The sequence below is a fragment of the Burkholderia sp. MSMB1072 genome (genome assembly GCF_001524725.1).
GTDB lineage: Bacteria > Pseudomonadota > Gammaproteobacteria > Burkholderiales > Burkholderiaceae > Burkholderia.
This window is the reverse complement of sequence record NZ_LOYC01000017.1, coordinates 114028-138974: the sequence shown is the minus strand read 5'-3', so window position 1 is coordinate 138974 and position 24947 is coordinate 114028. Positions and strand designations below refer to the sequence as shown.

Below are 24947 nucleotides of genomic sequence, written 5' to 3'. Positions count from 1 at the left end.
GATGGGCTCAGGCGTGGGCGCCGCCCTGGGCGGCGAGCGCGGCTTCGAGCGCCTTGACGCGCTCGCGCAGCTTGTCGAGGTTGCGCACGAGCGCGGCGCTCTTGTTCCATTCGCCGTGGTCGACGGCCGGGAACGCGCTGGTATAGATGCCGGCCTTCGGCAGCGATTTCGATACGCCCGACTTCGCGGTGATGATGACATAGTCGCCGAGCGTCACGTGGCCGGCGATTCCCGCCGCGCCGCCGATCATGCAGTGGCGGCCGATCGTCGTGCTGCCCGCGATGCCGGCGCTGCCGGCGATCACCGTGTACGCGCCGATCCGGCAGTTGTGGCCGATCTGCACCTGGTTGTCGATCTTCACGCATTCCTCGATGACGGTATCCGCCATCGCACCGCGGTCGATCGTCGTGTTCGCGCCGATTTCGACGTCCGGCCCGATCGTCACGCCGCCGACCTGCGGGATCTTGACCCAGCTGCCGGTGCGCGCATCGCCGTCGCCGACGAAATCCGGCGCGAAGCCGAAGCCGTCCGAGCCGATCACGGCGCCCGCATGGATGATCGCGCGCGGGCCGATCTTGCAGCCGTGGTACACCGATGCGTTCGGATAGACATGCGAGCCGGCGCCGATCGTCGTGCCGCGGCCGATGAACACGTTCGCGTCGAGCTGCACGCCGTCTTCGATCACCGCGCCGGCTTCGATCGTCACGTGCGGGCCGATCACCGCGGTCGCGGCGACCTGCGCGGCCGGATCGATCGTCGCGCTCGGATGCACGCCGGCCGCACGCGGCGGCGTGGCGAGATCGATGAACATCTGCGCGACGCGCGCGAAGTACGCGTACGGATTCGGCGTCACGATGAAGTTGCGGGGGCCGGCGGCGGTCGCGCCCAGCTTCTCCAGATCCTTCGGCGCGATCAGCACCGCGCCGGCGCGGGTCGTCTCGACCTGCGACAGGTACTTCGGGTTCGCGAGAAACGCGAGTTGCTGAGGGCCTGCCTGATCGAGCGGCGCGAGGCCGCCGACCGTGCACTGTGCGTCGCCGGCGATCTCGCCGCCGAACCGCTTTACGAGTTCCTCGAGCGTCAATGCCATTCGTCGTCTGCTCCGTTCAGTTCGCCGAGCCGGACGCGAGCGCCTTGAGCACCTTGTCGGTGATGTCGATGCGCGGGCTGACGTACACGGCTTCCTGCACGATCAGGTCGTAATTCTGCTGCTCGGCGATCTGCTTGATGACCTTGTTCGCCTTTTCCAGCACGGCAGCCAGCTCTTCGTTGCGACGCTGGTTCAGGTCTTCGCGGAACTCGCGCTGCTTGCGCTGGAAGTCGGTGTCGAGCTGCGCGAGATCGCGCTGCTTCTGCGCGCGATCGGCCGCCGACAGCGACGTGCCGTTCTTGTCGAGCGAATCGGACATCGACTTCAGACGTGCCGCCAGATCCTGCAGATCCTTGTCACGCTTCGCGAACTCGGCTTCGAGCTTCGTCTGCGCCGCCTTTGCGGGCGCCGACTCGCGCAGGATCCGATCCGAATTGACCGCCGCGATGCGGGCGACGTCCTGTGCGTGCACCGTCGCCGCGCCCAGGGCCAGCGCAACGGTCAGCGCGCACATCACTCGTTTCGAAAACTTACCGGTTAGCAAAATTACCCTCTCGTTGCTGTTGTCATGCGTTCGATCAGAACGCCGTCCCGATCTGGAACTGGAATTTCTGGTACTGGTCGCCTTCATGCTTCTGCAGCGGGAAGCCGAGGCTCAGCTTCAGCGGGCCGATCGGCGAGATCCACGCGAGACCCACACCGTAGCCGTAGCGCAGGCCGTTCGCGCCCGTACTCGTGCCGCCCGGCGCATTGCCCCACACGTTACCGCCGTCGAGGAACGTGAACACGCGCAGCGTGCGGTCGTAACCCGTACCCGGCAGCGGGAACGTTAGCTCGATGTTGCCGACCAGCATCTTCGAACCGCCGATCGGGTCGTTCGTCTTCGTGTCGCGCGGGCCCAGCGAGCTCGGCTCGTAGCCGCGCACGGAGCCGATACCGCCCGCGTAGTAGTTCTTGAAGATCGGGTACGGGTTGCCGATACCGTTACCGTAACCGCCCTGCAGGTTCAGGCCCAGGATGAAGCCGCGCGAGAACGAATAGTAGTATTGCGCCTGCAGGTCGGCCTTGTAGTACTGGATCTTGCCGACCGGCACGCCGTACTCCATGTTCGCCTGCGTGAAGTAGCCGCGGCTCGGAATCAGCGCGCTGTCGCGCGCATCGCGCGACCATGCCACCGTCAGCGGCACCGTGTTCGACACGCGGCCGAACTCGTTCACGTAATCCTGGTAGCTCTGCGGCGTGTTCGAATCGACGTCGAGGCGGTTCTGCTCGAAGCCCGCGCCGAAGTACACGGTGTCGACTTCCGAGAACGGAATGCCGAACTTCAGGTTGCCGCCCGCGCTGATGATCCGGAAGCTCGAGCTCGTCGAATAGTAGAGCGGCTGGTACGTGCGGTAGAAGACGTCCGTGATCCGCTTGATGCCGTCGACCGTGAAGTACGGGTCGACCTGCGTGACGGTCAGCGTACGGTAGCTCTTCGCGGTGTTGACGTTTACCGACAGGCTCGTGCCCGAACCGAACACGTTGTCCTGCGACACGCCGGCCGACAGCACGACCTTGTCCGTCGACGAGAAGCCGGCGCCCAGCGTGATCGCGCCGGTCGGCTTTTCGTCGACCTTCACGTTCACGTCGACCTGGTCGTTCGTGCCTTCCACCGGCACCGTCGTCACGTCGACGTTGGTGAAGTAGCCGAGACGGTTCACGCGGTCCTTCGACAGCGCGAGGCGGTTCGAGTCGAACCACGAGCTTTCGAGCTGGCGCATTTCGCGGCGCACCACTTCGTCGCGCGTGCGCGTGTTGCCGACCACGTTGATGCGGCGCACGTACACGCGGCGGCTCGGGTCGACGACGAGGTTCAGGTTCACCTTGTGGTTCGCCTGGTCGATGTCCGGCTGCGCATTGACGGTCGCGAATGCGTAGCCGTATTCGCCGAGCTTGTCGACGATCGACTTGGTGGTCTGCTGCAGCTTTTCGGCGGAGAAGCGGTCGCCCGGCTTGATCTTGATCAGCTTGTTGAGCTCGGCTTCGCGATCGAGCAGGTTGCCCGACAGCTTGATGCCCGACACCGTGTACGGCTCGCCTTCGTGCAGCGTGACCGTCAGGTACATGTCCTTCTTGTCCGGCGAGATCGACACCTGGGTCGACTCGATGTTGAACTCGAGGTAGCCGCGGTTCAGGTAGTACGAGCGCACGGCCTCGAGGTCGCCCGTGAGCTTTTCCTTCGAGTACAGGTCGTTCTTCGTGTACCAGGAGAACCAGTTCGGCGTGGACAGCTGCATCTCGTCGCGCAGCGTGCTGGTGCTGAACGCCTTGTTGCCGATGAAGTTGATCTGGCGGATCTTGGCGCTCGGGCCTTCGGCGACCGCGAACAGGATCGACACGCGGTTCGCGTCGACCGGCGTGATCGTCGTCTTGACCTCGGCCGCATAGAAGCCGCGCGTCAGGTACTGGCGCTTGAGCTCCTGCTCCGCCTTGTCGACGAGCGCCTTGTCGTAGTAGCGGCCATCGGCGAGGCCGACCGCGCGCAGCGCCTTCGTCAGGTTGTCCTTGTCGAATTCCTTCGTGCCGGTGAAGTCGATCGACGCGATGGCCGGACGCTCCTGCACCTGCACGATCACGACGTTGCCCTGCGTGGCGATGCGAACGTCGTTGAAAAAGCCCGTCGCGTACAACGCGCGGATTGCTTCGGATGCCTTGTCGTCCGTGAAGGTATCGCCCTGCTTGATCGGCAGATAGGCGAACACCGAACCCGCTTCGACGCGCTGCAGCCCCTCGATCTTGATGTCTTGCACCACGAACGGTGCCGCTGCATGCGCCGCGAGGCCGTGCGCGGCGAGCGCGGCCGCTGCAACTGTCTTAGGTACAAAGCGATGAGGTTTGAACAACATGCATCCCCAATATTTAGCTGCATCAAATCGGGCGGCTGACCAGCGGCCGCCGCCTGACGCTTCAGAAATGGATTAACCGAGCCAAATCGTTGAACAGCGCGATCGCCGACAATGCGACGATGCAGATCAACCCGGCTCTTTGCAGAATCAGCTGCCAACGCTCCGAGACGGCTTTCCCGGTCGCGGCTTCAACCGCATAATATAACAGATGCCCCCCGTCCAAAACGGGAATCGGCAACAAGTTCAAGACGCCAAGGCTAATGCTGACAAGGGCGAGGAACGACAGGAACGCCGACGGGCCGAGCCGCGCGCTCTTGCCTGCGTAGTCGGCGATCGTCACCGGGCCGGACAGGTTCTTCAGCGACGCGTTGCCCGTGATCATCCGCCCGAACATCTTCAGCGAATACACGGAAATGTCCCACGTGCGATGCGCGCCGAGCCGCAGGCTCTCGATCGGCCCGTAGCGCACGTCCACCGACGGCGCGTGCATCGACAGCGCCGCGCCGATCCGGCCGACCTGCTGCCCGGATTCGTCGTCGCGCTGCATCTGCGGCACGATCGACACCGTCTGCGCGGCGCCGTTGCGTTCGATCTGCAGGTCGAGCGGCTGGCCCGCGTGGTGCTTCACCGTATCGATGAAGCGCGCCGCGCCCCCGAGCGGCTTGCCGTCGAGCGCGACCAGCTTGTCGCCGACCTTCAGGCCGGCCTGCTCCGCCGCGCTGCCCGGCTGCACCGACGCGACCGACAACGTGCCGCCGCCGGCCTCGAAGCCCAGATGAGCCATGAAGTCGTCGTCGAGCTGGCTGTCGGGCACGTTGCGCAGGTCGACGCGGAAATCGAACGTCGCATTGCCGTCGCGCGCGCCGAGCACGACCTCGCGATGGTCGAACGCGGCCGACAGCAGCTTCCAGCGCAGGTCCGACCACGATCGCACCGGTTCGGACTCGCCGCCCTGCGCGTTGCGGATCGACACGACCGTCTCGCTGCCGTCGAAGCCCGCGCGGGCCGCCGCCGTACCGGCGGCCGGCGGCGCGACGATCGCGGCCGGCTCGGTCACGCCGGTGGCGAATACGGCGGAGAACAGCGCGATTGCCAGCAGGAAGTTCGCAATCGGCCCGGCCGCGACGATCGCGATGCGCTTGTAGACCGACTGGCGATTGAATGCCTGCCCGAGTTCCTCGGGCGGAATGCCGGGGCCCGGATCGCGCTCGTCGAGCATCTTCACGTAGCCGCCGAGCGGCAGCGCGGACAGCGTCCACTCGGTGCCCGTCCTGCGGCTGACCCAGCGCGCGACGGGCTGGCCGAAGCCGATCGAGAAACGCAGCACCTTCACGCCGCACCAGCGCGCGACGCGATAATGTCCGTACTCATGCACGACGACCAGCACCCCGATCGCCACCGCAAACGCGACCAGTTCGACCAGCACGTTCATGAGCACCCCATTCAGACCGTACGCTCCACGCGTGGCGCAGGCGCTTTTGCAATGATCGCGGCCGCGAGGCGGCGAGCCTCGGCATCCGCCGCGAGGACGTCGTCGAGCCCGTCGGGCGCGCGGTTCGGCAGCGTATTGAGCACCGCGTCGACCGTCGCCGCGATCGTCATGAAGCCGATCCGGCGCTCGAGAAATGCTTCGACCGCCACTTCGTTCGCCGCGTTCAATGCGGCGCTCGCAATACCGCCTTCCTCGAGTGCCTTCAGCGCGAGCGCGAGACACGGGAAGCGCGCGTAATCGGGCTTCTCGAACGACAGCTGGGCGATCTGCGCGAGGTCGAGCTGGTCGACGCCCGCGTCGACGCGCTCGGGGAATGCGAGTGCGTGTGCGATCGGCGTGCGCATGTCGGGGTTGCCGAGCTGCGCGAGCACCGAGCCGTCGCGGTACGACACGAGCGAATGGATCACGCTCTGCGGATGGATCAGCACGTCGATCCGGTCGCCCGGCAGCCCGAAGATCCAGTGCGCCTCGATCACCTCGAGGCCCTTGTTCATCATCGTCGCGGAATCGACCGAGATCTTGCGGCCCATCACCCAGTTCGGGTGCTTGCACGCCTCGTCCGGCGTCACGTCGACGAGCGTGGCCGGCTCGCGCGTGCGGAACGGGCCGCCCGACGCGGTCAGGATGATCTTCGAGATCCCGCCGTGTTCGGCCGCGTCGCGCGGCATGCACTGGAAGATCGCGTTGTGTTCGCTGTCGACCGGCAGCAGGATCGCGCCATGGTCGCGCACGGCGTCCATGAAGATCGCGCCCGACATCACGAGCGCTTCCTTGTTCGCGAGCAGGATCCGCTTGCCGGCGCGTGCGGCCGCCAGGCTCGGCGCGAGGCCGGCCGCGCCGACGATCGCGGCGACCACCGTGTCGCAGCCGTCGCTCTTCGACACGTCGACGAGCGCCTGCGGCCCGTGCAGCACGATCGTCTTGCTGCCCGCCGCGCGCAGTTTCGCGTCGACGTGCGCGGCCGTCGCGGCATCGCCGACCACCGCCACTTCAGGCGCGAAGCGCAGACACTGCTCGACGAGCTTGTCGCCGTTGCGGTGCGCGGTCAGCGCGTAGACCGAGAAGCGCTCGGGATGGCGCGCGACCACATCGAGCGTGCTGTCTCCGATCGAGCCCGTGGAACCGAGCAATGTCAGACGTTTTTGCATAACAGAAATAATGGTTTAACCAAGCAGCAGCATCGCGAGCGGCAGCACCGGCAGCAGCGCGTCGACACGATCGAGCACGCCGCCGTGGCCCGGCAGCAGTCCGCTCGAATCCTTCACGCCCGCCTGCCGCTTCAGCAGCGACTCGAACAGGTCGCCGATCACGCTGTACGCGACCAGCAGCGTCAGCGCGGCCCACGCGCCGGGCATTCCGTAGCGCGCGGCGAATGCAGAAAACAGGGTCGGCTCGAATGCGTGCACGGCCATCGCGACACCGGCGACGGCCATGACCGCGAACCAGCCGCCGATCGCACCTTCCCAGCTCTTGCCGGGGCTGATCGTGACGGCCAGTTTACGCTTTCCGAAGGCCTTGCCAGCGAAGTATGCGCCGATATCGGCCAGCCAGACGACCAGAAGCAGCGACAGCACGAACGGCACGCCCTGCGCGCGAGCTGCGACGAGCGCGTGCCAGCAGGCGGCGAATACGACGAGGCCGGCGGCGAGCAGGAACGGCCGCCAGACGCCGCCCGCGAGTTCGGGCTTGCGTCGCAGCGCGAACGGGCCGACCAGCAGCCAGAACACGCCGGCCGCCATGAAAAGGGGACGGGACGAAGCCGCATCGACGCCGAGCGGCGCGGTGGCCGCGAGCGCGAGCGCCGCGACGACGGCGTAGACGACGGGGCCGGCGCCGCCGAGTTTCAGCAGGCGCGCCCACTCCCACGCGGCGAACACGAGCACGACGCCGATCAGCGCGCCGAACCCGTCGAGCGGCGCGAACAGCGTCACCGGCAGCAGCACCGCCAGCATCACGATCGCCGTGATCACACGGGTTTTCAGCATGAAAGGGAGTCGGCGTTCTGCGATTGCGGTTCGAGCTGCGCACTCGTGCGCCCGAAACGGCGCTCGCGCTCGGTATACGACGCCATCGCGTCGGCCAGTGCCGCGCCGTCGAAATCCGGCCAGTACTTGTCGGTGAAATAGAATTCGGCGTACGCGAGCTGCCACAGCAGGAAGTTGCTGACGCGCTGCTCGCCGCCGGTGCGGATGAAGAGATCGGGCTCCGGCGCGTAAGCCATTGCCAGGTGCGGCGCGAATGCGTCCTCGGTCACTTCGACCTCGCGACCTTCGCGCACGGCCTGCTCGACGAGTTTCTTCGTCGCCTGCAGGATGTCCCACCGGCCGCCGTAGTTGGCCGCGATGGTGAGCGTCAGACGGGTATTGCGCGCCGTCTTGGTTTCGGCGCGGCGAATCAGTTCGCGGATGCGCGGCTCGAAACGCTCGAGATCGCCGACGACCCGCAGGCGGATCCCGTTCGCATGCAGCTTGCCCACTTCGCGCTCGAGCGCGGTGATGAACAGCCGCATCAGGAACGACACTTCGTCGTTCGGCCGGCGCCAGTTTTCCGAACTGAACGCGAACAGCGTCAGGTATTCGACGCCGGCGCGCGCGCAGCCTTCGACCACCGCCCGCACGGCATCGACGCCGCGGGTATGCCCCGCGACGCGCGGCAAGCGGCGTTCGGTCGCCCAACGGCCGTTGCCGTCCATGATGATCGCGATGTGACGCGGCACGACACCGACGTCAGGCACGCGAACGGTAGAGCTGGTATAGGTCATGGCCGTTGAGACAGTAAGGCGGGAAGAAGGCGGCGCGCGAGGACGGTCGTCAGACCGTCATGATCTCGGCTTCCTTGGTCTGCACGAGCTTGTCGACTTCGGCAACGTGCTTGTCGGTCAGCTTCTGCACGTCGTCGCTCGCGCGGCGCTCGTCGTCTTCCGAGATTTCCTTGTCCTTCACGAGCTTCTTCAGCGCTTCGTTCGCGTCGCGGCGCAGGTTGCGGATCGCGACCTTGGCCGTTTCGCCTTCGCTCTTCACGACCTTGGTCAGCTCGCGGCGGCGCTCTTCCGTCAGCGCGGGCATCGGCACGCGGATCAGGTCGCCGGCCGTCGCCGGATTCAGGCCCAGATCGGCTTCGCGGATGGCCTTCTCGACCTTCGCGACCATGTTCTTTTCCCACGGCTGCACGCCGATCGTGCGTGCATCGACGAGCGTCAGGTTCGCGACCTGCGAGATCGGCACCATCGAGCCGTAGTAGTCGACCTGCACGTGATCGAGCAGGCCGGTGTGTGCACGGCCCGTACGGATCTTGGCCAGATCGTTCTTGAACGCTTCGATCGAGCGCTGCATCTTTTGCTCGACGCCCTTCTTGACATCAGCGACACTCATTTCAACCTCCGAACCTTCAAACCTTCAAAAGAACGCGAGCCCCGCCCGGCGCGTGTCGCGCCGCGGCCGGCAACCCGCGCCGATCGCCCGCATCCGCGGGAGTTTACACGTGGACGAGCGTACCTTCGTCCTCGCCCAGCACGATGCGCTTGAGTGCGCCCGGCTTGTTGATCGAAAACACGCGAATCGGCAGCTTCTGGTCGCGGCACAGCGCAAACGCCGTCGCGTCCATCACCTGCAGGTTGCGGCTGATCGCCTCGTCGAAGCTGATCGTCGTATAGCGCGTGGCCGACGGGTCCTTCTTCGGATCGGCAGAATATACGCCATCGACCTTGGTCGCCTTCAGCACGACTTCGGCACCCACTTCCGAGCCGCGCAGCGCGGCGGCGGTATCGGTCGTGAAGAACGGGTTGCCGGTGCCGGCCGCGAAGATCACGACACGGCCTTCCTCGAGTTGACGGATCGCGCGGGGCCGGATGTACGGCTCGACGACCTGGTCCATGCGCAGCGCGGACTGTACGCGCGCCTCGATGCCGGCGTGGCGCATCGCATCCTGCAGCGCCAGCGCGTTCATCATCGTCGCGAGCATCCCCATGTAGTCGGCCGTCGCGCGGTCCATGCCGGCCGCGCCGCCCGCGACGCCGCGGAAAATATTACCGCCACCGATCACGACCGCGAGCTGCGTACCGAGACGCACGACTTCCGCGATATCGGCCACCATCCGTTCGATCGTCGCGCGATTGATGCCGAAGGCATCGTCGCCCATCAGCGCTTCGCCGGAGAGTTTGAGGAGGACGCGTTTATAGGCATTGGACATAGGGGCTTCCGAGCGACGAGAGGATGACAACCACGAACTGTAGGGGCGAAATACTGATTCGGGCAAGCGCCGACGACCGGACCGGGGTTCCCGGCCGGCCGGCGGCGCCGCCGGCCGCGGCGGAGCGGACGCCCGCCGCGGATACTGCCTGACTGCTTACTGCTGCTTTGCTGCTGCGACTTGCGCGGCCACTTCGGCGGCGAAGTCGTCCTGGCGCTTCTCGATGCCTTCGCCGACGACGAACAGCGCGAACTTCTGCACTGCGGCATTCGCGGCCTTCAGCATCTGCTCGATCGTCTGCTTGTCGTTCTTCACGAACGTCTGGTTCAGCAGCGACACTTCCTTCAGGTACTTCTGGACGCTGCCATCGACCATCTTCGCGACGATTTCGGCCGGCTTGCCCGATTCGGCAGCCTTCTGCTCGGCCACGCGGCGCTCCGTCTCGATCAGTTCCGCCGGCACGTCAGCCGACGACAGCGCGACCGGCTTCATCGCGGCGATGTGCATCGCGACGTCCTTGCCGACCTGCTCTTCCGCGCCCGTGTACTCGACGATCACGCCGATACGCGCGCCGTGCAGGTACGTGGCGATCTTGTTCGCGGTTTCGAAACGGACGAAACGGCGGATCGAGATGTTCTCGCCGATCTTGCCGACCAGCGCCAGACGCACTTCGTCGACCGTCTTGCCGTCGAGCGGCAGCGCCGACAGTGCTGCCACGTCGGCCGGGTTCTTCGTCGCGACGAGTTCCGCGACCGTCTTCGAGAATGCGAGGAAGTCGTCGTTCTTCGCGACGAAGTCGGTTTCGCAGTTCAGTTCGACCAGCGCGCCCGCGTTGCCGCCGACGAACGATGCGACGACGCCTTCGGCCGTCACGCGCGATGCGGCCTTGCTCGCCTTGTTGCCGAGCTTGACGCGCAGCAGCTCTTCAGCCTTGGCCAGATCGCCGTCGGCTTCCGTCAGCGCCTTCTTGCACTCCATCATCGGTGCGTCGGTCTTTGCGCGCAGTTCTGCCACCATGCTTGCGGTAATTGCCGCCATCATTCGCTCCTTGAGTCTGTATTCACAACGCCGCCCGCTTGGACGCGAACGGCCGGGATTCGTTTCCGGACCCGCGCCGATTCGGCGCGATCAGGTCCGGCGCACAAGCTTAAAAAAAGGGGGCCTGTTGAGAGCCCCCTTTTTGCGCCGGCTCGGGGCCAGTTACGCGTTTTCCTCGACGTACTCGTCGTCGCCGCGCGCTGCCTGGACCACTTCGTTGACCGCATTCGCACGGCCTTCCAGGATCGCATCGGCCACGCCTTGAGCGTACAGCGCGACTGCCTTGCTCGAGTCGTCGTTACCCGGGATCACGTAGTCCACACCTTCCGGCGAGTGGTTCGTGTCGACCACGGCGATGACCGGCACGCCCAGCTTGTTCGCTTCCGTGACGGCGATCTTGTGGTAGCCGACGTCGATGACGAAGATCGCGTCCGGAATGCCGCCCATGTCCTTCACGCCGCCAATCGACTTCTGCAGCTTGGCGATTTCACGCTCGAACAGCAGCGCTTCCTTCTTGCTCATCTTCTCGGTTTCGCCCGCTTCGACGGCCGCTTCCATGTCCTTCAGGCGCTTGATCGACACCTTCAGCGTCTTGAAGTTGGTCATCATGCCGCCGAGCCAGCGTGCGTTGACGTACGGCATGCCCGCACGTTGCGCTTCCTGGGCGATCGTGTCACGCGACTGGCGCTTCGTGCCGACGAACAGGATCGTGCCGCGGTTCGCTGCCAGCTGGCGCACGTACTTCTGTGCGTCCGTGAACATCGGCAGCGTCTTTTCGAGGTTGATGATGTGAATCTTGTTGCGGTGACCGAAAATGAACGGAGCCATCTTCGGGTTCCAGAAGCGCGTCTGGTGACCGAAGTGGACACCCGCTTCCAGCATTTGGCGCATCGTAACTGCCATGTAAATTCTCCACGAGGGTTGGGTCTTAAGCCGGCTGCCGTACCGCCGCGCGAACCCGCCCGAAGGGCGCGGACTTCGCGCGGCCGGCACCCTGGTTGCGCCGGCTTGCGATTCGGCACGTGCAAAATGCCCGTGCCGCAAGTCTTTCACCGCGATGCCGCCCCAGAATGGGGAAAGCTCGGCATTTGGATATCGACTTAGCCAAAGAGTATAGCACGCGGATTTGTCGGCTCTCAAGTCGCGCGGCACTTTCGCTTGCCGCGCGGCAGCGGGCCGGACAATCCGCGAAAACCCGCATCCGCGCGGCCGGCAGGGGCTGCGAGGCCCGCCATAAGGTGCGATAATCCGTCAATTCACCGCATTCCAGGCATACCTCGATGGCTATTACGCTCAAAAACGAACACGATATCGCGGAGATGCGCGTTGCCTGCCGTCTCGCGAGCGAAGTGCTCGACTTCATCACGCCGCACGTCGTCGCGGGCATCACGACCGCCGAGCTCGACCGGCTCTGTCACGAATTCATGCTCAATGAACAGGGCACGATCCCCGCGCCGCTGAATTACCAGCCGCCCGGCTACCCGCCGTACCCGAAAGCTACCTGCATCTCGGTCAACGACGTGATCTGCCACGGCATTCCGGGCGAGAAGGTACTGAAGAACGGCGACGCGCTGAACATCGACATCACCGTGATCAAGAACGGCTATTTCGGCGACACCAGCCGGATGTTCATCGTCGGCGAGGGTTCGATCCTCGCGAAGCGCCTCGTGCAGACCACCTACGAATGCATGTGGCTGGGCATCGACCAGGTCAAGCCCGGCGCGCACCTCGGCGACATCGGCTACGCGATCCAGAAGCACGCGGAAGCGCAGGGCTACAGCGTCGTGCGCGAATACTGCGGCCACGGCATCGGCACGGTGTTCCACGAGGATCCGCAGGTCGTCCACTACGGCCGCCCGGGCACCGGCATCGAGCTGAAGGCCGGGATGATCTTCACGATCGAGCCGATGATCAACGCCGGCAAGCGCGACATCCGCACGATGCCCGACCAGTGGACGGTCAAGACGCGCGACCGCAGCCTGTCCGCGCAGTGGGAGCACACGGTGCTCGTCACCGACACCGGCTACGAAGTGCTGACCGTGTCGGCCGGCACGCCGGCGCGCCCCGTGTTCGCGCAACCGGCCGCCGCCGTCTGAGCGCCGTCGCACCCGCCCCACTCCCGCACCCGAACGGCCGCCCATGAGCGCTCACGCTGCCCCCTCGCCCGAAGCGCTGTCGCGGCGCGCCGAATTCAAGGCCGCCAAGACGGAGATGCTCGAGCGCTTTCGTCGCGCGGCGAACGTCGCGTCGCTGATGCACGCGCTGTCGAAACTCACCGACGACGCATTGAAGCGCGTGTGGGACGAATGCGCGCTGCCCGCGACGCTCGCGCTCGTCGCCGTCGGCGGCTACGGGCGCGGCGAGCTCGCCCCCTATTCCGACGTCGACATCCTCGTGCTGCTGCCCGATGCGCACGACCCGGCGCTCGACGCGCGCATCGAGCGCTTCATCGGGATGGCGTGGGATCTCGGCCTCGAGATCGGCAGCAGCGTACGGACGGTCGCGCAGTGCATCGAGGAGGCGTCGCAGGACGTCACGGTGCAGACCTCGCTGCTGGAAGCGCGCCGCATCGTCGGCAGCACCGCACTGTTCGAGCGCTTCACCGTGCGCTATCACGAAGCGCTCGACGCTCGCGCGTTCTTCACCGCGAAGGTGCTCGAGATGCGTCAGCGCCACGCGAAGTTCCAGGACACGCCGTACAGCCTCGAACCGAACGTGAAGGAAAGCCCCGGCGGGCTGCGCGACCTGCAGACCATCCTGTGGATCGCGCGCGCGGCCGGCTTCGGCAGCAGCTGGCGCGAGCTCGACACGCGCGGCCTCATCACCGACCGCGAAGCGCGCGAGCTGCGCCGCAACGAAGGCTTCCTGAAGACGCTGCGCGCGCGGCTGCACGTGATCGCCGGGCGCCGTCAGGACATGCTCGTGTTCGACCTGCAGACGCAAGCCGCCGAAAGCTTCGGCTACCAGCCGACGCAGGCCAAGCGCGCGAGCGAGCAGCTGATGCGCCGCTATTACTGGTCCGCGAAAGCGGTCACGCAGCTCGCGACGATCCTGATCCAGAACATCGAGGCGCAGCTCTTTCCCGCGACGAGCGGCATCACGCGCGTGCTGTCGGCCGATCGCTTCGTCGAGAAACAGGGGATGCTCGAGATCGTCGACGACGGCGTGTTCGAACGCCATCCCGACGCGATCCTGGAAGCGTTCCTGCTGTACGAAACGACGCGCGGCGTGAAGGGCCTGTCCGCCCGCACGCTGCGTGCGCTGTACAACTCGCGCGAAATCATGAACAACGCGTGGCGCCGCGATCCGCGGAACCGCGACACGTTCATGCGGATCCTGCAGCAACCCGAAGGGATCACGCACGCGTTCCGGCTGATGAACCAGACGAGCGTGCTCGGCCGCTACCTGCTGAATTTCCGCCGCATCGTCGGGCAGATGCAGCACGACCTGTACCACGTGTACACGGTCGACCAGCACATCCTGATGGTGCTGCGCAACATCCGCCGCTTCGCGGTGGCCGAGCACGCGCACGAATATCCGTTCTGCAGCCAGCTGATCGGCAACTTCGAGCGCCCGTGGGTGCTGTATGTCGCGGCGCTGTTCCACGACATCGCGAAGGGCCGCGGCGGCGATCACTCGACGCTCGGCATGGCCGACGCGCGGCGCTTCTGCCGCGAGCACGGCATCGCCGGCGACGATGCCGCGCTGATCGTGTGGCTCGTCCAGCATCACCTGACGATGAGCCAGGTCGCGCAAAAGCAGGACACGAGCGACCCCGACGTCATCAAGCGCTTCGCCGAGGTCGTCGGCAACGAACGGTATCTCACCGCGCTCTACCTGCTGACCGTCGCCGATATCCGCGGCACGAGCCCGAAGGTGTGGAACACGTGGAAGGGCAAGCTGCTCGAGGATCTCTACCGCATCACGCTCGCGGTACTCGGCGGCGCGAACCCCGACGCGCATTCGGAGCTGAAGTCGCGGCAGGAGCAGGCACTCGCGCTGCTGCGCCTGGAAACCGTGCCCGACGATGCGCACCGCGCCTTGTGGGATCAGCTCGACGTCGGTTTCTTCCTGCGTCACGACGCGGCCGACATCGCATGGCAGACGCGCGTGCTGTACCGGCATGTGAACGCCGAAACCGCGATCGTCCGCGCGCGGCCGTCGCCGATCGGCGACGCGCTGCAGGTGCTCGTGTACGTGAAGGACCGCCCCGACCTGTTCGCGGGCATTTGCGCGTATTTCGACCGCAACGGGCTGTCGGTGCTCGATGCGCGCGTCAGCACGACGCGGCACGGCTATGCGCTCGACAACTTCATCGTCACACAGACCGAACGCGACGTGCGCTACCGCGACATCGCGAATCTCGTCGAACAGCAGCTCGCGACGCGGCTCGCCGAAACCGCACCGCTGCCGGAGCCGTCGAAGGGCCGCCTGTCGAGGCTGTCCCGGACGTTTCCGATCACGCCGCGCGTCGACCTGCGGGCCGACGAGCGCGGTCAGTACTACATCCTGTCCGTGTCGGCCAACGACCGGCCGGGCCTTCTCTATTCGATCGCGCGCGTACTCGCCGAACATCGGATCGGCGTCCATGCGGCGCGGATCAATACGCTCGGCGAGCGCGTCGAAGACATCTTCCTGCTCGCGGGCGCCGGCCTGTCCGACAATCGCCTGCAGATCCAGCTCGAAACCGAATTGCTGCGCGCGATCGCAGTCTGAATGAATCCCAGCGTTTATGCGCACCAAATTAACCGTCAAGAATCCGAAGCCGGCGTCGCCGACTCGCGCCCCTGTCCGCTCCGGCAGCCTCGTCGCCCGCAAGGCGGTGCGCCCCGCTGCGCCGCCCGCCGCAGACAAGCCGGCCCGCCCGAAGAAGGCGTCTGCGGCAGCCGCCGGCGAACGCCCGTTCAAGCCGCGCGGCGCCGCAGGCGTCGAGCGCGCGGGTGCGGATCGCGCACCGGCCCAGCGTGCGCCGCGTGACGGCGGTGCCGAACGCGGCCCGCGTGCCCCGTATCGCGACAACGCGACCGGCGAAGGCGCGAAGCGCAGCTTCGGCGACCGTCGCACGTCGTCCGATCGCCCACCGCGCCGCAGCGACGACGCTGCACGGCCGCGTCGTGCGGGTGCCGACGAAGGCAAGCGCCCGTCCTACCGCGACAACGCAGCCGGCGAAGGCGCGAAGCGCGGCTTCGGTGATCGCCGCACGTCGTCCGATCGCCCGCCGCGCCGCAGCGACGACGATGCGCGTCCCCGTCGCACAGCAGGTACTGACGACAGCAAGCGCCCGTCCTATCGCGACAAGACAGCCGGCGAAGGCGCGAAGCGCAGCTTCGGTGATCGCCGCACGTCGTCCGATCGCCCGCCGCGCCGCAGCGACGACGATGCACGGCCGCGTCGTGCGGGTGCCGACGAAGGCAAGCGCCCGTCCTATCGCGACAAGACAGCCGGCGAAGGCACGAAGCGCAGCTATGGCGATCGCCGCACGTCGTCCGATCGCCCGCCGCGTCGCAGCGACGACGATGCGCGTCCCCGTCGCACAGCAGGTACTGACGACAGCAAGCGCCCGTCCTATCGCGACAAGACAGCCGGCGAAGGCGCGAAGCGCAGCTTCGGCGACCGCCCGACCCGCCCCGCGCGCGACGGCGAGCGCCGTTCGTTCGGCGCGGTGAAGACCGCGCAACCCGTCAAGCGCGCGGCGGCCGACGTCGGCTACGGCGACGAAACGGGCTTGATGCGCCTGTCGAAGCGGATGTCCGAACTCGGCATGTGCTCGCGCCGCGAAGCCGACGAATGGATCGAAAAGGGCTGGGTGCTCGTCGACGGCGAACGCATCGACACGCTCGGCACCAAGGTGCGCGCCGACCAGAAGATCGAGATCGACGAGCGCGCGAGCGCGGCACAGGCCGCGCAAGTGACGATCCTGCTGCACAAGCCGGTCGGCTACGTGTCGGGCCAGGCGGAAGACGGCTACGAGCCGGCCGCCGTGCTGATCACGCGCGCGAACCGCTGGAGCGGCGATCATTCGCCGGTGCGGTTCTCGCCGCAGCACCTGCATGCGCTCGCACCGGCCGGCCGTCTCGACATCGACTCCACCGGCCTGCTCGTGCTGACGCAGAACGGCGTGATCGCGAAGCAGCTGATCGGCGAGCAGTCGGACATCGACAAGGAATACCTGGTGCGCGTGCGCTTCGGCGAACGACTGATCGACATCGACCAGCACTTCCCCGCGGAATCGCTCGCGAAGCTGCGCCATGGCCTCGAGCTCGACGGCGTGGCGCTGAAGCCCGCGCTGGTGAGCTGGCAGAACGGCGAGCAGTTGCGGTTCGTGCTGCGCGAAGGCAAGAAGCGCCAGATTCGCCGCATGTGCGAACTGGTCGGCCTCGACGTGATCGGCCTGAAGCGTGTGCGGATGGGCCGCGTGATGCTCGGCGCACTGCCGCAAGGCCAATGGCGCTACCTGTCCGCCGACGAGACGTTCTGAGCTCGCGCACGTAACGTGCGCCCGCCATGAAAAAAACCCGCGCAAGCGGGTTTTTTCTTTTCCGCGGGAGCGCGGCCGATCAGTCGTCGTCGGCCGGATCGAGCCCCGGGAACAACACCTCGGTAAAGCCGAAGCGCGTGAAGTCGGTAATCCGCATCGGATACAGCTTGCCGATCAGGTGATCGTATTCGTGCTGGACCACGCGCGCGTGGAACCCTTCGGCGACACGATCGATCTTCTCGCCGAACTGGTCGAAGCCGCTGTAGCGCACCTCCGCGTAGCGACTGACGACGCCGCGCATGCCCGGCACCGACAGGCAGCCTTCCCAGCCCTCTTCCATGTCCGGCGGCATGTACTCGATCTTCGGGTTGATCAGCACGGTCTCGGGCACCGGCGGCGCATCCGGGTAGCGGTTGTTGTTGCCGAAGCCGAAGATGATGATCTGCAGCCCGATGCCGATCTGCGGCGCGGCCAGCCCGGCGCCGTTCGCATGGTGCATCGTCTCGAACATGTCCGCGACGATCTCGTGCAGCTCGGCCGTATCGAACCGCTCGACCGGCTGGGCGATTTCGAGCAGGCGCGGATCGCCCATCTTCAGGATCTCGCGAATCATGGCGTATTGCCCTCCAGGAGTTGGTGCAGACCGTCTTCGTCCAGCACGGGGATGCCGAGTTCCTCGGCTTTCGCGAGCTTGCTGCCGGCTTCGGCGCCCGCGACCACGTAGTCCGTCTTCTTCGATACCGAACCGGCCACCTTGGCGCCCGCCGCTTCGAGCATCTCCTTCGCCGCATCGCGCGTGAGATTCGGCAGCGTGCCCGTCAGCACGACGGTCTTGCCGGCGAGCACGCCCTGCGGCGCCTTCGGCGCGGGCGGCCCTTCCGGCCACGTGACCTTGCCCGGTGCGCGCAACTGCTCGATCACGGTCCGGTTGTGCTCCTCCGCGAAGAACTGGTGGAGCGACTCGGCGACGATCGGCCCGACGTCGTTGACTTCGAGCAGTTCCTCGATCGAGGCGTCCATGATCGGCGTCAGCGAGCCGAAATGCTTCGCGAGATCCTTCGCGGTCGATTCGCCGACATGGCGGATGCCGAGCCCGTAGATGAAGCGCGCGAGCGTCGTATGCTTCGCCTTCTCGAGCGAGTCGAGCAGATTCTGCGCGGACTTCTCCGCGAACCGGTCGAGTTCGGCCAGCGTCGCGAAGCCGAGATTGAACAGGTCTGCCGGCGTACGTACCAGATTCAGCTCGACGAGCTGGTCGATGATCTTCTCGCCGAGGCCGTCGATATCGAGCGCGCGGCGCTGTGCGAAATGCCACAGCGCCTGCTTGCGCTGCGCCGGGCAGAACAGCCCGCCCGTGCAGCGCGCGATCGCCTCGTCCGGCAGGCGCTCGATCTTCGAGCCGCACACCGGGCATTCGCTCGGCATCACGAATTCGGCCGCATCCGCCGGGCGCCGGTCGAGCAGCGCGCCGACGACTTCCGGAATCACGTCGCCCGCGCGGCGCACGATCACAGTGTCGCCGATCCGGATGTCCTTGCGGCGCACTTCGTCCTCGTTGTGCAGCGTCGCGTTGGTCACGGTCGCGCCGCCGACGAACACCGGCTCGAGACGCGCGACCGGCGTGATCGCGCCGGTACGGCCGACCTGCACGTCGATCGCGACGAGCTTCGTCAGCGCTTCCTGCGCGGGAAACTTGTGCGCGAGCGCGAAGCGCGGCGCACGCGACACGAAGCCGAGGCGCTCCTGCTCGTCGCGCCGGTTGACCTTGTAGACGACGCCGTCGATGTCGTACGGCAGCGCATCGCGCTTCTCGCCGACCTTGCGGAAGAACCCGAGCAGGCCATCGGCGCCGTGCACGACCGCGCGCTCGCGGTTCACCGGCAGGCCGAACGCCTCGTACCAGTCGAGCAGCGCGCTGTGCGTGTCGGGCATCGGCATGCCGTCGAGCACGCCGATCCCGTATGCGAAGAACGACAGCGGACGCTGCGCGGTGATCTTCGGGTCGAGCTGGCGCAGGCTGCCCGCCGCCGCGTTGCGCGGGTTCGCGAATTCGCGCTGCCCGGCCGCGCGTTGACGTTCGTTCAGGCGTGCGAAATCGCGCTTGAACATCAGCACCTCGCCGCGCACGTCGAGCACGGCCGGCACGTGCTTGCCCTTCAGTTTCAGCGGAATCGAGCGGATCGTGCGCACGTTCTCGGTCACGTCCTCGCCCGTCGTCCCGTCGCCGCGCGTCGATGCCTGCACGAACACGCCGCGCTCGTAGCGCAGCGAAATCGCGAGGCCGTCGAACTTCAGTTCGCACGCGTATTCGACGGGGTCCGTCACCGAGCCGGCGAGATCGGTCGTCTTGGCCAGCGCGTCGGCGACGCGCTTGTCGAACGCGACGATGTCCTCGTCGGCGAAGCCGTTGTTCAGCGACAGCATCGGCGCATCGTGGACGACCGGCGTGAAGCCGCCGGCCGCTTCGCCGCCGACGCGCTGCGTCGGCGAATCGGGCGTCACGAGTTCGGGATGGTCGGTTTCGAGCTGCTGCAGCTCACGGAACAGCCGGTCGTATTCGGCGTCCGGCAGATCCGGCTGGTCGAGCACGTAATAGGCGTAGTTCGCCCGCTCGAGTTGGTCGCGCAGCCACGCGGCGCGCGCGTCGGGCTGGCTGGCTGGCGGTTCGGCTTGGGTTCGGGCCATGCTGGCGGCAGATTCGTTCTGAAAAAATCGGATACCCGATTATCTCAGTTTGACGCCGCGGCGGGGCGCGCAATGCGGGCCTGATGACGTGCTGCGGCGCACACGAAACGGTGTGCGCCGCAGCGGCGAACGACGGCGCCGCCGACCGCCGTCCGCGCCGTCGCGTTACTGGCTGAAGAGGCGCCGCGTGACCGGCGAACCGGCCGGGATGCCGGCTTCCTCGAGCTTCGCGTACAGCTTCATCAGTTGCTGCTCGATCGCGAGCAGCGTCGACTCCGGCAACGGCCGGCGCGAATCGTCGACGACGCGTGCGCCGATCCGCTCGGACAGCGATTTTGCGTAATCGCACATCAGCCGGAACGGCAGGATGTCCTCTTCGGCCACCGGCACGTCGAGCACCAGCGTGATCATGTTGCCGCCCTTGTACGTCAGGTCGTCGCGCAGGAAGTTCGTATCGCCGAACTGCAGCATGAACACCGGGTTCTGCTTCGCGTCGAGCTTCACGAAGCGCGTGCCGTCGCGCGACAGCAGCAGCCCGTCCTGGGAAGCGACCGCCTGCACGTAGTTCGCGGACCACGGCGCGCCGTCCGACATCACGTTGATCGACAGCTGTGCATCGCATTGCGCGGCAAACGCGTCGAGCTCGCGCGCCATCGCGACCGTTTCCATCATGTCCGGGAATTCCGGCGCGCCGTCGATCGCGTCGGCGAACTGCTGGACGCCCGTCACGAATTCGGAGAATTCGAGCTCGTTCAGCGCGCCGCTGCGGTTCGCGAGCTGCGCGGCCGCGCGCAGCTCTTCATAGCGCACGCCGTTCTGCAACAGCTCCCACTGGCCGCCTTCCGGCTTGCCTTCGATATGCACGGGCTTGCTGCCCGCACGGCGCAGCCGCTGCGCGGCCGGCAGGATCTTGTCGCCCGGCAGCGGACCGGTGAGGCGGATCGGTACGATGCAGTCGATCCGGCGGTCGACGATCGCGGGCGGCGCCGACGAGACCGTCGTCGCGGCCGGCATCACCGGTTCGGTCGGCTCGGCCGATTCGGCCGCCGCTTCGCGTGCGGCGGCGGGCACGGCTTCTTCACCGGCAGCCGGTTCGGTCGATTCGGACGACGTGTCGACGCCCGTCGCCTCGGCCTGCAGGTCGGCCGGCATATCGGCCGGCGCCGCACCGCCGCCGGCCCCGCCGAACGTCGGCTCGACGCGCGCGGCGTCGGCCGCAGTCGCCGTCGCGGTCGGTGCCGCGGGCTCGCGGCGCACCGGCTGACGCACCGGCTCGATGAACGGCAACTCTTCGTCGCGCTCCGGGCGGTTCATCGCCTCGGTCGCTTCCTCCGGCATCGGGCGCGGCATCCTGCGCCGCACCTTCGCGCCCTGCCATGCGTTGTAGACCACGACGCCGCCCACCACGACGGCGCCCGCGCCGATCAAACCGAGTGTCAACTCGTCCATGCACGCTCCATCAGCAATTCTTTTTCGTCGGGACCGCGAACGGGCGCCCATGCGCCGCGCGAACGCGGTCCGGTTTCGTCAAACGTCAATTCTGGGCAAAACCCGCGGCGGTTTCCATGTCCACCGCAACGATCCGCGACACGCCCTGCTCCTGCATCGTCACGCCGATCAGTTGCTGCGCCATTTCCATCGCGATCTTGTTGTGCGAGATGAACAGGAACTGCGTCTTGTCGGACATCGTGCGCACGAGATTCGCGAAACGCTCGGTGTTCGCGTCGTCCAGCGGCGCGTCGACCTCGTCGAGCAGACAGAACGGCGCCGGGTTCAACTGGAACATCGCGAACACCAGCGCGGTCGCGGTCAGCGCCTTCTCGCCGCCCGACAGCAAGTGAATCGTCGCGTTCTTCTTGCCGGGCGGCTGCGCCATCACCTGCACGCCGGCATCGAGAATTTCGTCGCCCGTCATGATCAGCTTCGCCTGGCCGCCACCAAACAGGCGCGGGAACAGGTCGCTGAAATGACGGTTGACCTCGTCGAAGGTGCCCTGCAGCAGCGTGCGGGTTTCCTGGTCGATCTTGTGGATCGCATCCTCGAGCGTCGTGATCGCGTCGATCAGGTCGGCCGATTGCGCATCGAGGAACACCTTGCGCTCGCTCGCGGCCTTCAGCTCGTCGAGCGCGGCCATGTTGACCGGGCCGAGCGCATTGATCGCGTTGTTCAGGCGCGTGACTTCGCCCTGCAGGTACGACGGCTTCAGATCCGGCGTCAGCTTCGCGGCCAGCGCGGCCTCGTCGACCTCGGCGGCCGCGAGCTGCTCGGCGAACTGCTCGACGGACAGGCGCGCGGCCTGCTCCTTCAACTGCAGCTCGGTGATGCGGTCGCGCAGCGGCTGCAGCGAACGCTCGGCGACGAGCCGCTGCTCGTCCGACGCGCGCAGCTTCGCGGTCAGGTCGTCGAGCTCGATCCGCGCGGCCTGCAGCGCCTCTTCCTTCACCGCGCGAATCTCGAGCGCGTCCTGCAGGCCGCTGTGCGCGGTCTGCTCGTTGATCGTCTCGAGTTCGGCGCGCGCGTCTTCCAGCGACGCGGCGACGCGCTCGCTCTGCTCGTGCGCCACCTGGATCGTGCGCTTGAGTTCGTCGATCCGCGTCACCGCGTTGCGTGCGGCGAAGCGCGCGTCGTTGGCGCCGCGCTCCAGGTCGCGCGCTTCCTGACGCGCCTGCGTCAGCGATTCGTCGAGCGACTCGAACGCGAGCTGATTGTCCTCGAAGCGGGCCTGCAGTTCCGCGAGCTCGCCGTCGAAGCGCTCGAAATTCGCTTCCGACTCCGCGCGCAGCGCACGCTGCTCCTCGATCTGCGCGCCGATTTCCTCGAGTTCCTCGCGGATCTGCGTGCTGCGCTGCGTATAGCGTTCGTGCGCCTGTGCGAGCTTCAGCACGTCCATCTGCAGCGCATGCACGCGCTGCGTCGCACGCTCGACCTGCGCGCGCACGTCGCCGAGCGCCTGCGTGGCCTGGGTGTGCGCGGCTTCCGCACGCACGGCAGCCGTGCGCGCCTCGTCGGCGAGCAGCGCCTGCGCACGCACCTGGCGCGCCAGGTTTTCGATTTCCTGCTGGCGGGCCAGCATCCCGGCCTGCTCCGAATCGGCGGCGTACAACTGCACGCCGACGCGCGTGACGATATGGCCGGCCTTGACGACGAACGCACCGCCTGCCGGCAGCTGCGTGCGCGTCGCGAGCGCCTGCGCGACGTCGTCGGCGACATAGACGTTGCCGAGCCAGTCGTTCAGCACCGCGCGGATGCCCGCGTCGTCGATGCGCACGAGCGACAGCACCGGCCGCAGCCCGGCCACCGCGGCGGGCGGCTCGCCGGCCGCGGGCGGCGCGTAGAACGCGAGCTTCGCGGGCGGCGCATCGGTCGCGAACGCCTTCACCCAGTCGAGATTCGATACTTCGAGCGCGGCGAGACGCTCGCGCAGCACGGCCTCGAGCGCCGCTTCCCAGCCGGCCTCGACGTGCAGCTTCTTCCACAGACGCGGCAGCGCGCCGAGCTCGTGCTTGTCGAGCCACGGCTGGATCTTGCCTTCGGTCTGCACGTTCTCCTGCAGCTGCTTGAGTGCGGCGAGCCGCGCCTCGAGCTGATGGATCTGCGCGCTTTCGGCCTGCACGCGCTCCTGCGCGGCACGGCGCTCGCCGTCGAGGCGCGGCAGCGCCTCCTGCGCATCGCTCAGACGTGCCTGCGCTTGCGCGAGGATCTCTTCCTGCTCGGCGAGCTGCATGCGCAACTCCTCGAGCTGCGCTTCATCGGGCGCATCCAGCCCGCCCGCCTCCGCCTTCAGGCGCTCGTGGCGCTGCTGAAGCTGCTGGAGCTGCTGGTCGGCGTTGCGCTGGTGCGCGGCTTCGAGCTTCAGCGACTGCTCGGTCTGCGCGATCCGCGCGCGCTCGTCGTTGAGCTGCGCCTGCGCGTCGCGCCACTTCGCTTCGAGCGCCGGCAGCGCATCGTGCTTCGCGGCCGCGTTGTCTTCGGCGAGCGCGGCCTTCTCGTCAGCCATCGCGCGCGCCTCTTCGGCCTCCTCGAGCTCGTCCTGCGACTTCTCGGCCTGCGCGCGCCACTGCTCGCGCTGTGCGTTCAGCGCGGCGATCTGCGCCTGCACGCGATTGCGCGATTCGACGATGAACTTGATCTCGGCTTCGAGGCGGCTCACCTCGGCGTTCGCCTCGTAGAGCGCGCCCTGCGCGCCCTGCATCGCGTCGCTCGCCGAGTAGTGCGCGACGCGCAGCGTCTCGAGCTGCGCCTCGACTTCGCGCAGCTTCGCCGTCTGCGCTTCGAGGTCGATCTGCGCCTGCTCGATCGCACGCTGCTGCTTCTGCTGCTCGCCGGCGGCCTCATTCTTGCGCAGCAGCCACAGCAGGCGCTGCTTCTCCTCGCCGTCGGCGACGAGTTCCTTGTACTTGGTCGCGACCACCGCCTGCGCCTCGAGCTTCTCGAGGTTCGCGCCGAGTTCGCGCACGATGTCCTCGACGCGCGTCAGGTTCTCGCGCGTGTCGTGCAGACGGTTCTCGGTTTCGCGGCGGCGTTCCTTGTACTTCGACACGCCGGCGGCTTCCTCGAGGAACACGCGCAGCTCTTCCGGCTTCGCCTCGATGATCCGCGCGATCATGCCCTGCCCGATGATCGCGTACGCACGCGGCCCGAGGCCGGTGCCGAGGAAGATGTCCTGGATGTCGCGGCGGCGCGCCGGCAGGTTGTTGATGTAGTAGCTCGACGTGCCGTCGCGCGTCAGCACGCGCTTGACGGCGATCTCGCCGTACTGGCCCCACTGCCCGGCCGCGCGGCCGTCGGAGTTGTCGAAGATCAGTTCGACGCTGGCCCGGCTGCCGGGCTTGCGGGCGGTCGAACCGTTGAAGATCACGTCCTGCATCGATTCGCCGCGCAGCTCGGACGCGCGCGACTCACCGAGCACCCAGCGCACGGCATCGATGATGTTGGATTTGCCGCATCCGTTCGGGCCGACCACGCCGACGAGCTGGCCCGGAACCTGGAAATGCGTGGGATCGACGAAGGATTTGAAGCCAGCGAGTTTGATCGAGCTCAGACGCACGGCGGTATCGGATGTGAAGAAGGTGTGAAACGGACGGGGAC

Annotated in this window: 18 protein-coding genes; 3 read left to right on the top strand and 15 right to left on the bottom strand. The window is 66.9% G+C overall.

Annotated elements, in window-relative coordinates; all coding sequences use genetic code 11:
- Positions 1-7 precede the first annotated feature (7 nt).
- The 11 genes from lpxD to rpsB form a co-directional block, all read right to left on the bottom strand.
- The gene (lpxD, locus tag WS89_RS09200; RefSeq protein ID WP_059790571.1) at positions 8-1090 is read right to left on the bottom strand and encodes a UDP-3-O-(3-hydroxymyristoyl)glucosamine N-acyltransferase; all 1083 of its coding nucleotides are present in this window, start codon (positions 1088-1090) and stop codon (positions 8-10) included.
- A gap of 16 nt (positions 1091-1106) precedes the next feature.
- Positions 1107-1604 (bottom strand): OmpH family outer membrane protein, encoded by a 498-nt coding sequence (locus WS89_RS09195; protein ID WP_034207658.1) that lies wholly within the window; start codon positions 1602-1604, stop codon positions 1107-1109.
- A gap of 64 nt (positions 1605-1668) precedes the next feature.
- Positions 1669-3978, bottom strand: a complete 2310-nt coding sequence (bamA, locus tag WS89_RS09190; protein ID WP_006478499.1) for an outer membrane protein assembly factor BamA — start codon at positions 3976-3978, stop codon at positions 1669-1671.
- 61 nt (positions 3979-4039) lie between these two features.
- A complete protein-coding gene (gene rseP, locus WS89_RS09185; protein WP_059505906.1) occupies positions 4040-5410 on the bottom strand; it encodes an RIP metalloprotease RseP in 1371 nt (456 codons plus the stop codon).
- A gap of 11 nt (positions 5411-5421) precedes the next feature.
- Entirely contained in the window at positions 5422-6618 is a 1197-nt protein-coding gene (locus WS89_RS09180) for a 1-deoxy-D-xylulose-5-phosphate reductoisomerase (RefSeq protein WP_059790569.1), read from the bottom strand.
- Positions 6619-6633: 15 nt separating this feature from the next.
- On the bottom strand, positions 6634-7455 hold the full coding sequence (locus WS89_RS09175) for a phosphatidate cytidylyltransferase (RefSeq protein ID WP_059505902.1): 822 nt from the start codon (positions 7453-7455) through the stop codon (positions 6634-6636).
- Positions 7449-8231, bottom strand: a complete 783-nt coding sequence (gene uppS / locus WS89_RS09170) for a polyprenyl diphosphate synthase (RefSeq protein ID WP_034207662.1) — start codon at positions 8229-8231, stop codon at positions 7449-7451. The genes WS89_RS09175 and uppS overlap by 7 nt, the downstream gene beginning before the upstream one ends.
- A 49-nt stretch (positions 8232-8280) precedes the next feature.
- The gene (gene frr, locus WS89_RS09165; protein WP_006483822.1) at positions 8281-8841 is read right to left on the bottom strand and encodes a ribosome recycling factor; all 561 of its coding nucleotides are present in this window, start codon (positions 8839-8841) and stop codon (positions 8281-8283) included.
- A 103-nt stretch (positions 8842-8944) separates the two neighbouring features.
- On the bottom strand, positions 8945-9658 hold the full coding sequence (pyrH, locus tag WS89_RS09160; protein WP_006402648.1) for a UMP kinase: 714 nt from the start codon (positions 9656-9658) through the stop codon (positions 8945-8947).
- Between the two features lie 156 nt (positions 9659-9814).
- Positions 9815-10696, bottom strand: a complete 882-nt coding sequence (tsf, locus tag WS89_RS09155; RefSeq protein ID WP_034207664.1) for a translation elongation factor Ts — start codon at positions 10694-10696, stop codon at positions 9815-9817.
- Between the two features lie 162 nt (positions 10697-10858).
- On the bottom strand, positions 10859-11599 hold the full coding sequence (rpsB, locus tag WS89_RS09150; RefSeq protein WP_034207665.1) for a 30S ribosomal protein S2: 741 nt from the start codon (positions 11597-11599) through the stop codon (positions 10859-10861).
- A 377-nt stretch (positions 11600-11976) separates the two neighbouring features.
- On the opposite strand from rpsB, the gene map reads away from it, so the two are divergent.
- Genes map through WS89_RS32100 form a run of 3 tightly spaced genes read left to right on the top strand, consistent with a single transcriptional unit; the run spans position 11977 to position 17174 of the window.
- Positions 11977-12792: a type I methionyl aminopeptidase gene (gene map / locus WS89_RS09145; protein ID WP_059505900.1), complete on the top strand. Its 816-nt coding sequence runs from the start codon at positions 11977-11979 to the stop codon at positions 12790-12792.
- 43 nt (positions 12793-12835) lie between these two features.
- The gene (locus WS89_RS09140; protein ID WP_059505898.1) at positions 12836-15412 is read left to right on the top strand and encodes a [protein-PII] uridylyltransferase; all 2577 of its coding nucleotides are present in this window, start codon (positions 12836-12838) and stop codon (positions 15410-15412) included.
- A 16-nt stretch (positions 15413-15428) separates the two neighbouring features.
- Positions 15429-17174, top strand: a complete 1746-nt coding sequence (locus WS89_RS32100; RefSeq protein WP_082741827.1) for a pseudouridine synthase — start codon at positions 15429-15431, stop codon at positions 17172-17174.
- A 79-nt stretch (positions 17175-17253) separates the two neighbouring features.
- On the opposite strand, the gene def is transcribed toward WS89_RS32100, so the two are convergent.
- The 4 genes from def to smc form a co-directional block, all read right to left on the bottom strand.
- Entirely contained in the window at positions 17254-17787 is a 534-nt protein-coding gene (gene def, locus WS89_RS09130; protein ID WP_059790568.1) for a peptide deformylase, read from the bottom strand.
- A complete protein-coding gene (ligA, locus tag WS89_RS09125; protein ID WP_059790566.1) occupies positions 17784-19859 on the bottom strand; it encodes an NAD-dependent DNA ligase LigA in 2076 nt (691 codons plus the stop codon). The genes def and ligA overlap by 4 nt, the downstream gene beginning before the upstream one ends.
- A 165-nt stretch (positions 19860-20024) precedes the next feature.
- Entirely contained in the window at positions 20025-21308 is a 1284-nt protein-coding gene (locus WS89_RS09120) for a cell division protein ZipA C-terminal FtsZ-binding domain-containing protein (protein WP_059790563.1), read from the bottom strand.
- Between the two features lie 85 nt (positions 21309-21393).
- Entirely contained in the window at positions 21394-24906 is a 3513-nt protein-coding gene (gene smc / locus WS89_RS09115; protein WP_059790561.1) for a chromosome segregation protein SMC, read from the bottom strand.
- Between the last annotated feature and the right edge of the window lie 41 nt (positions 24907-24947).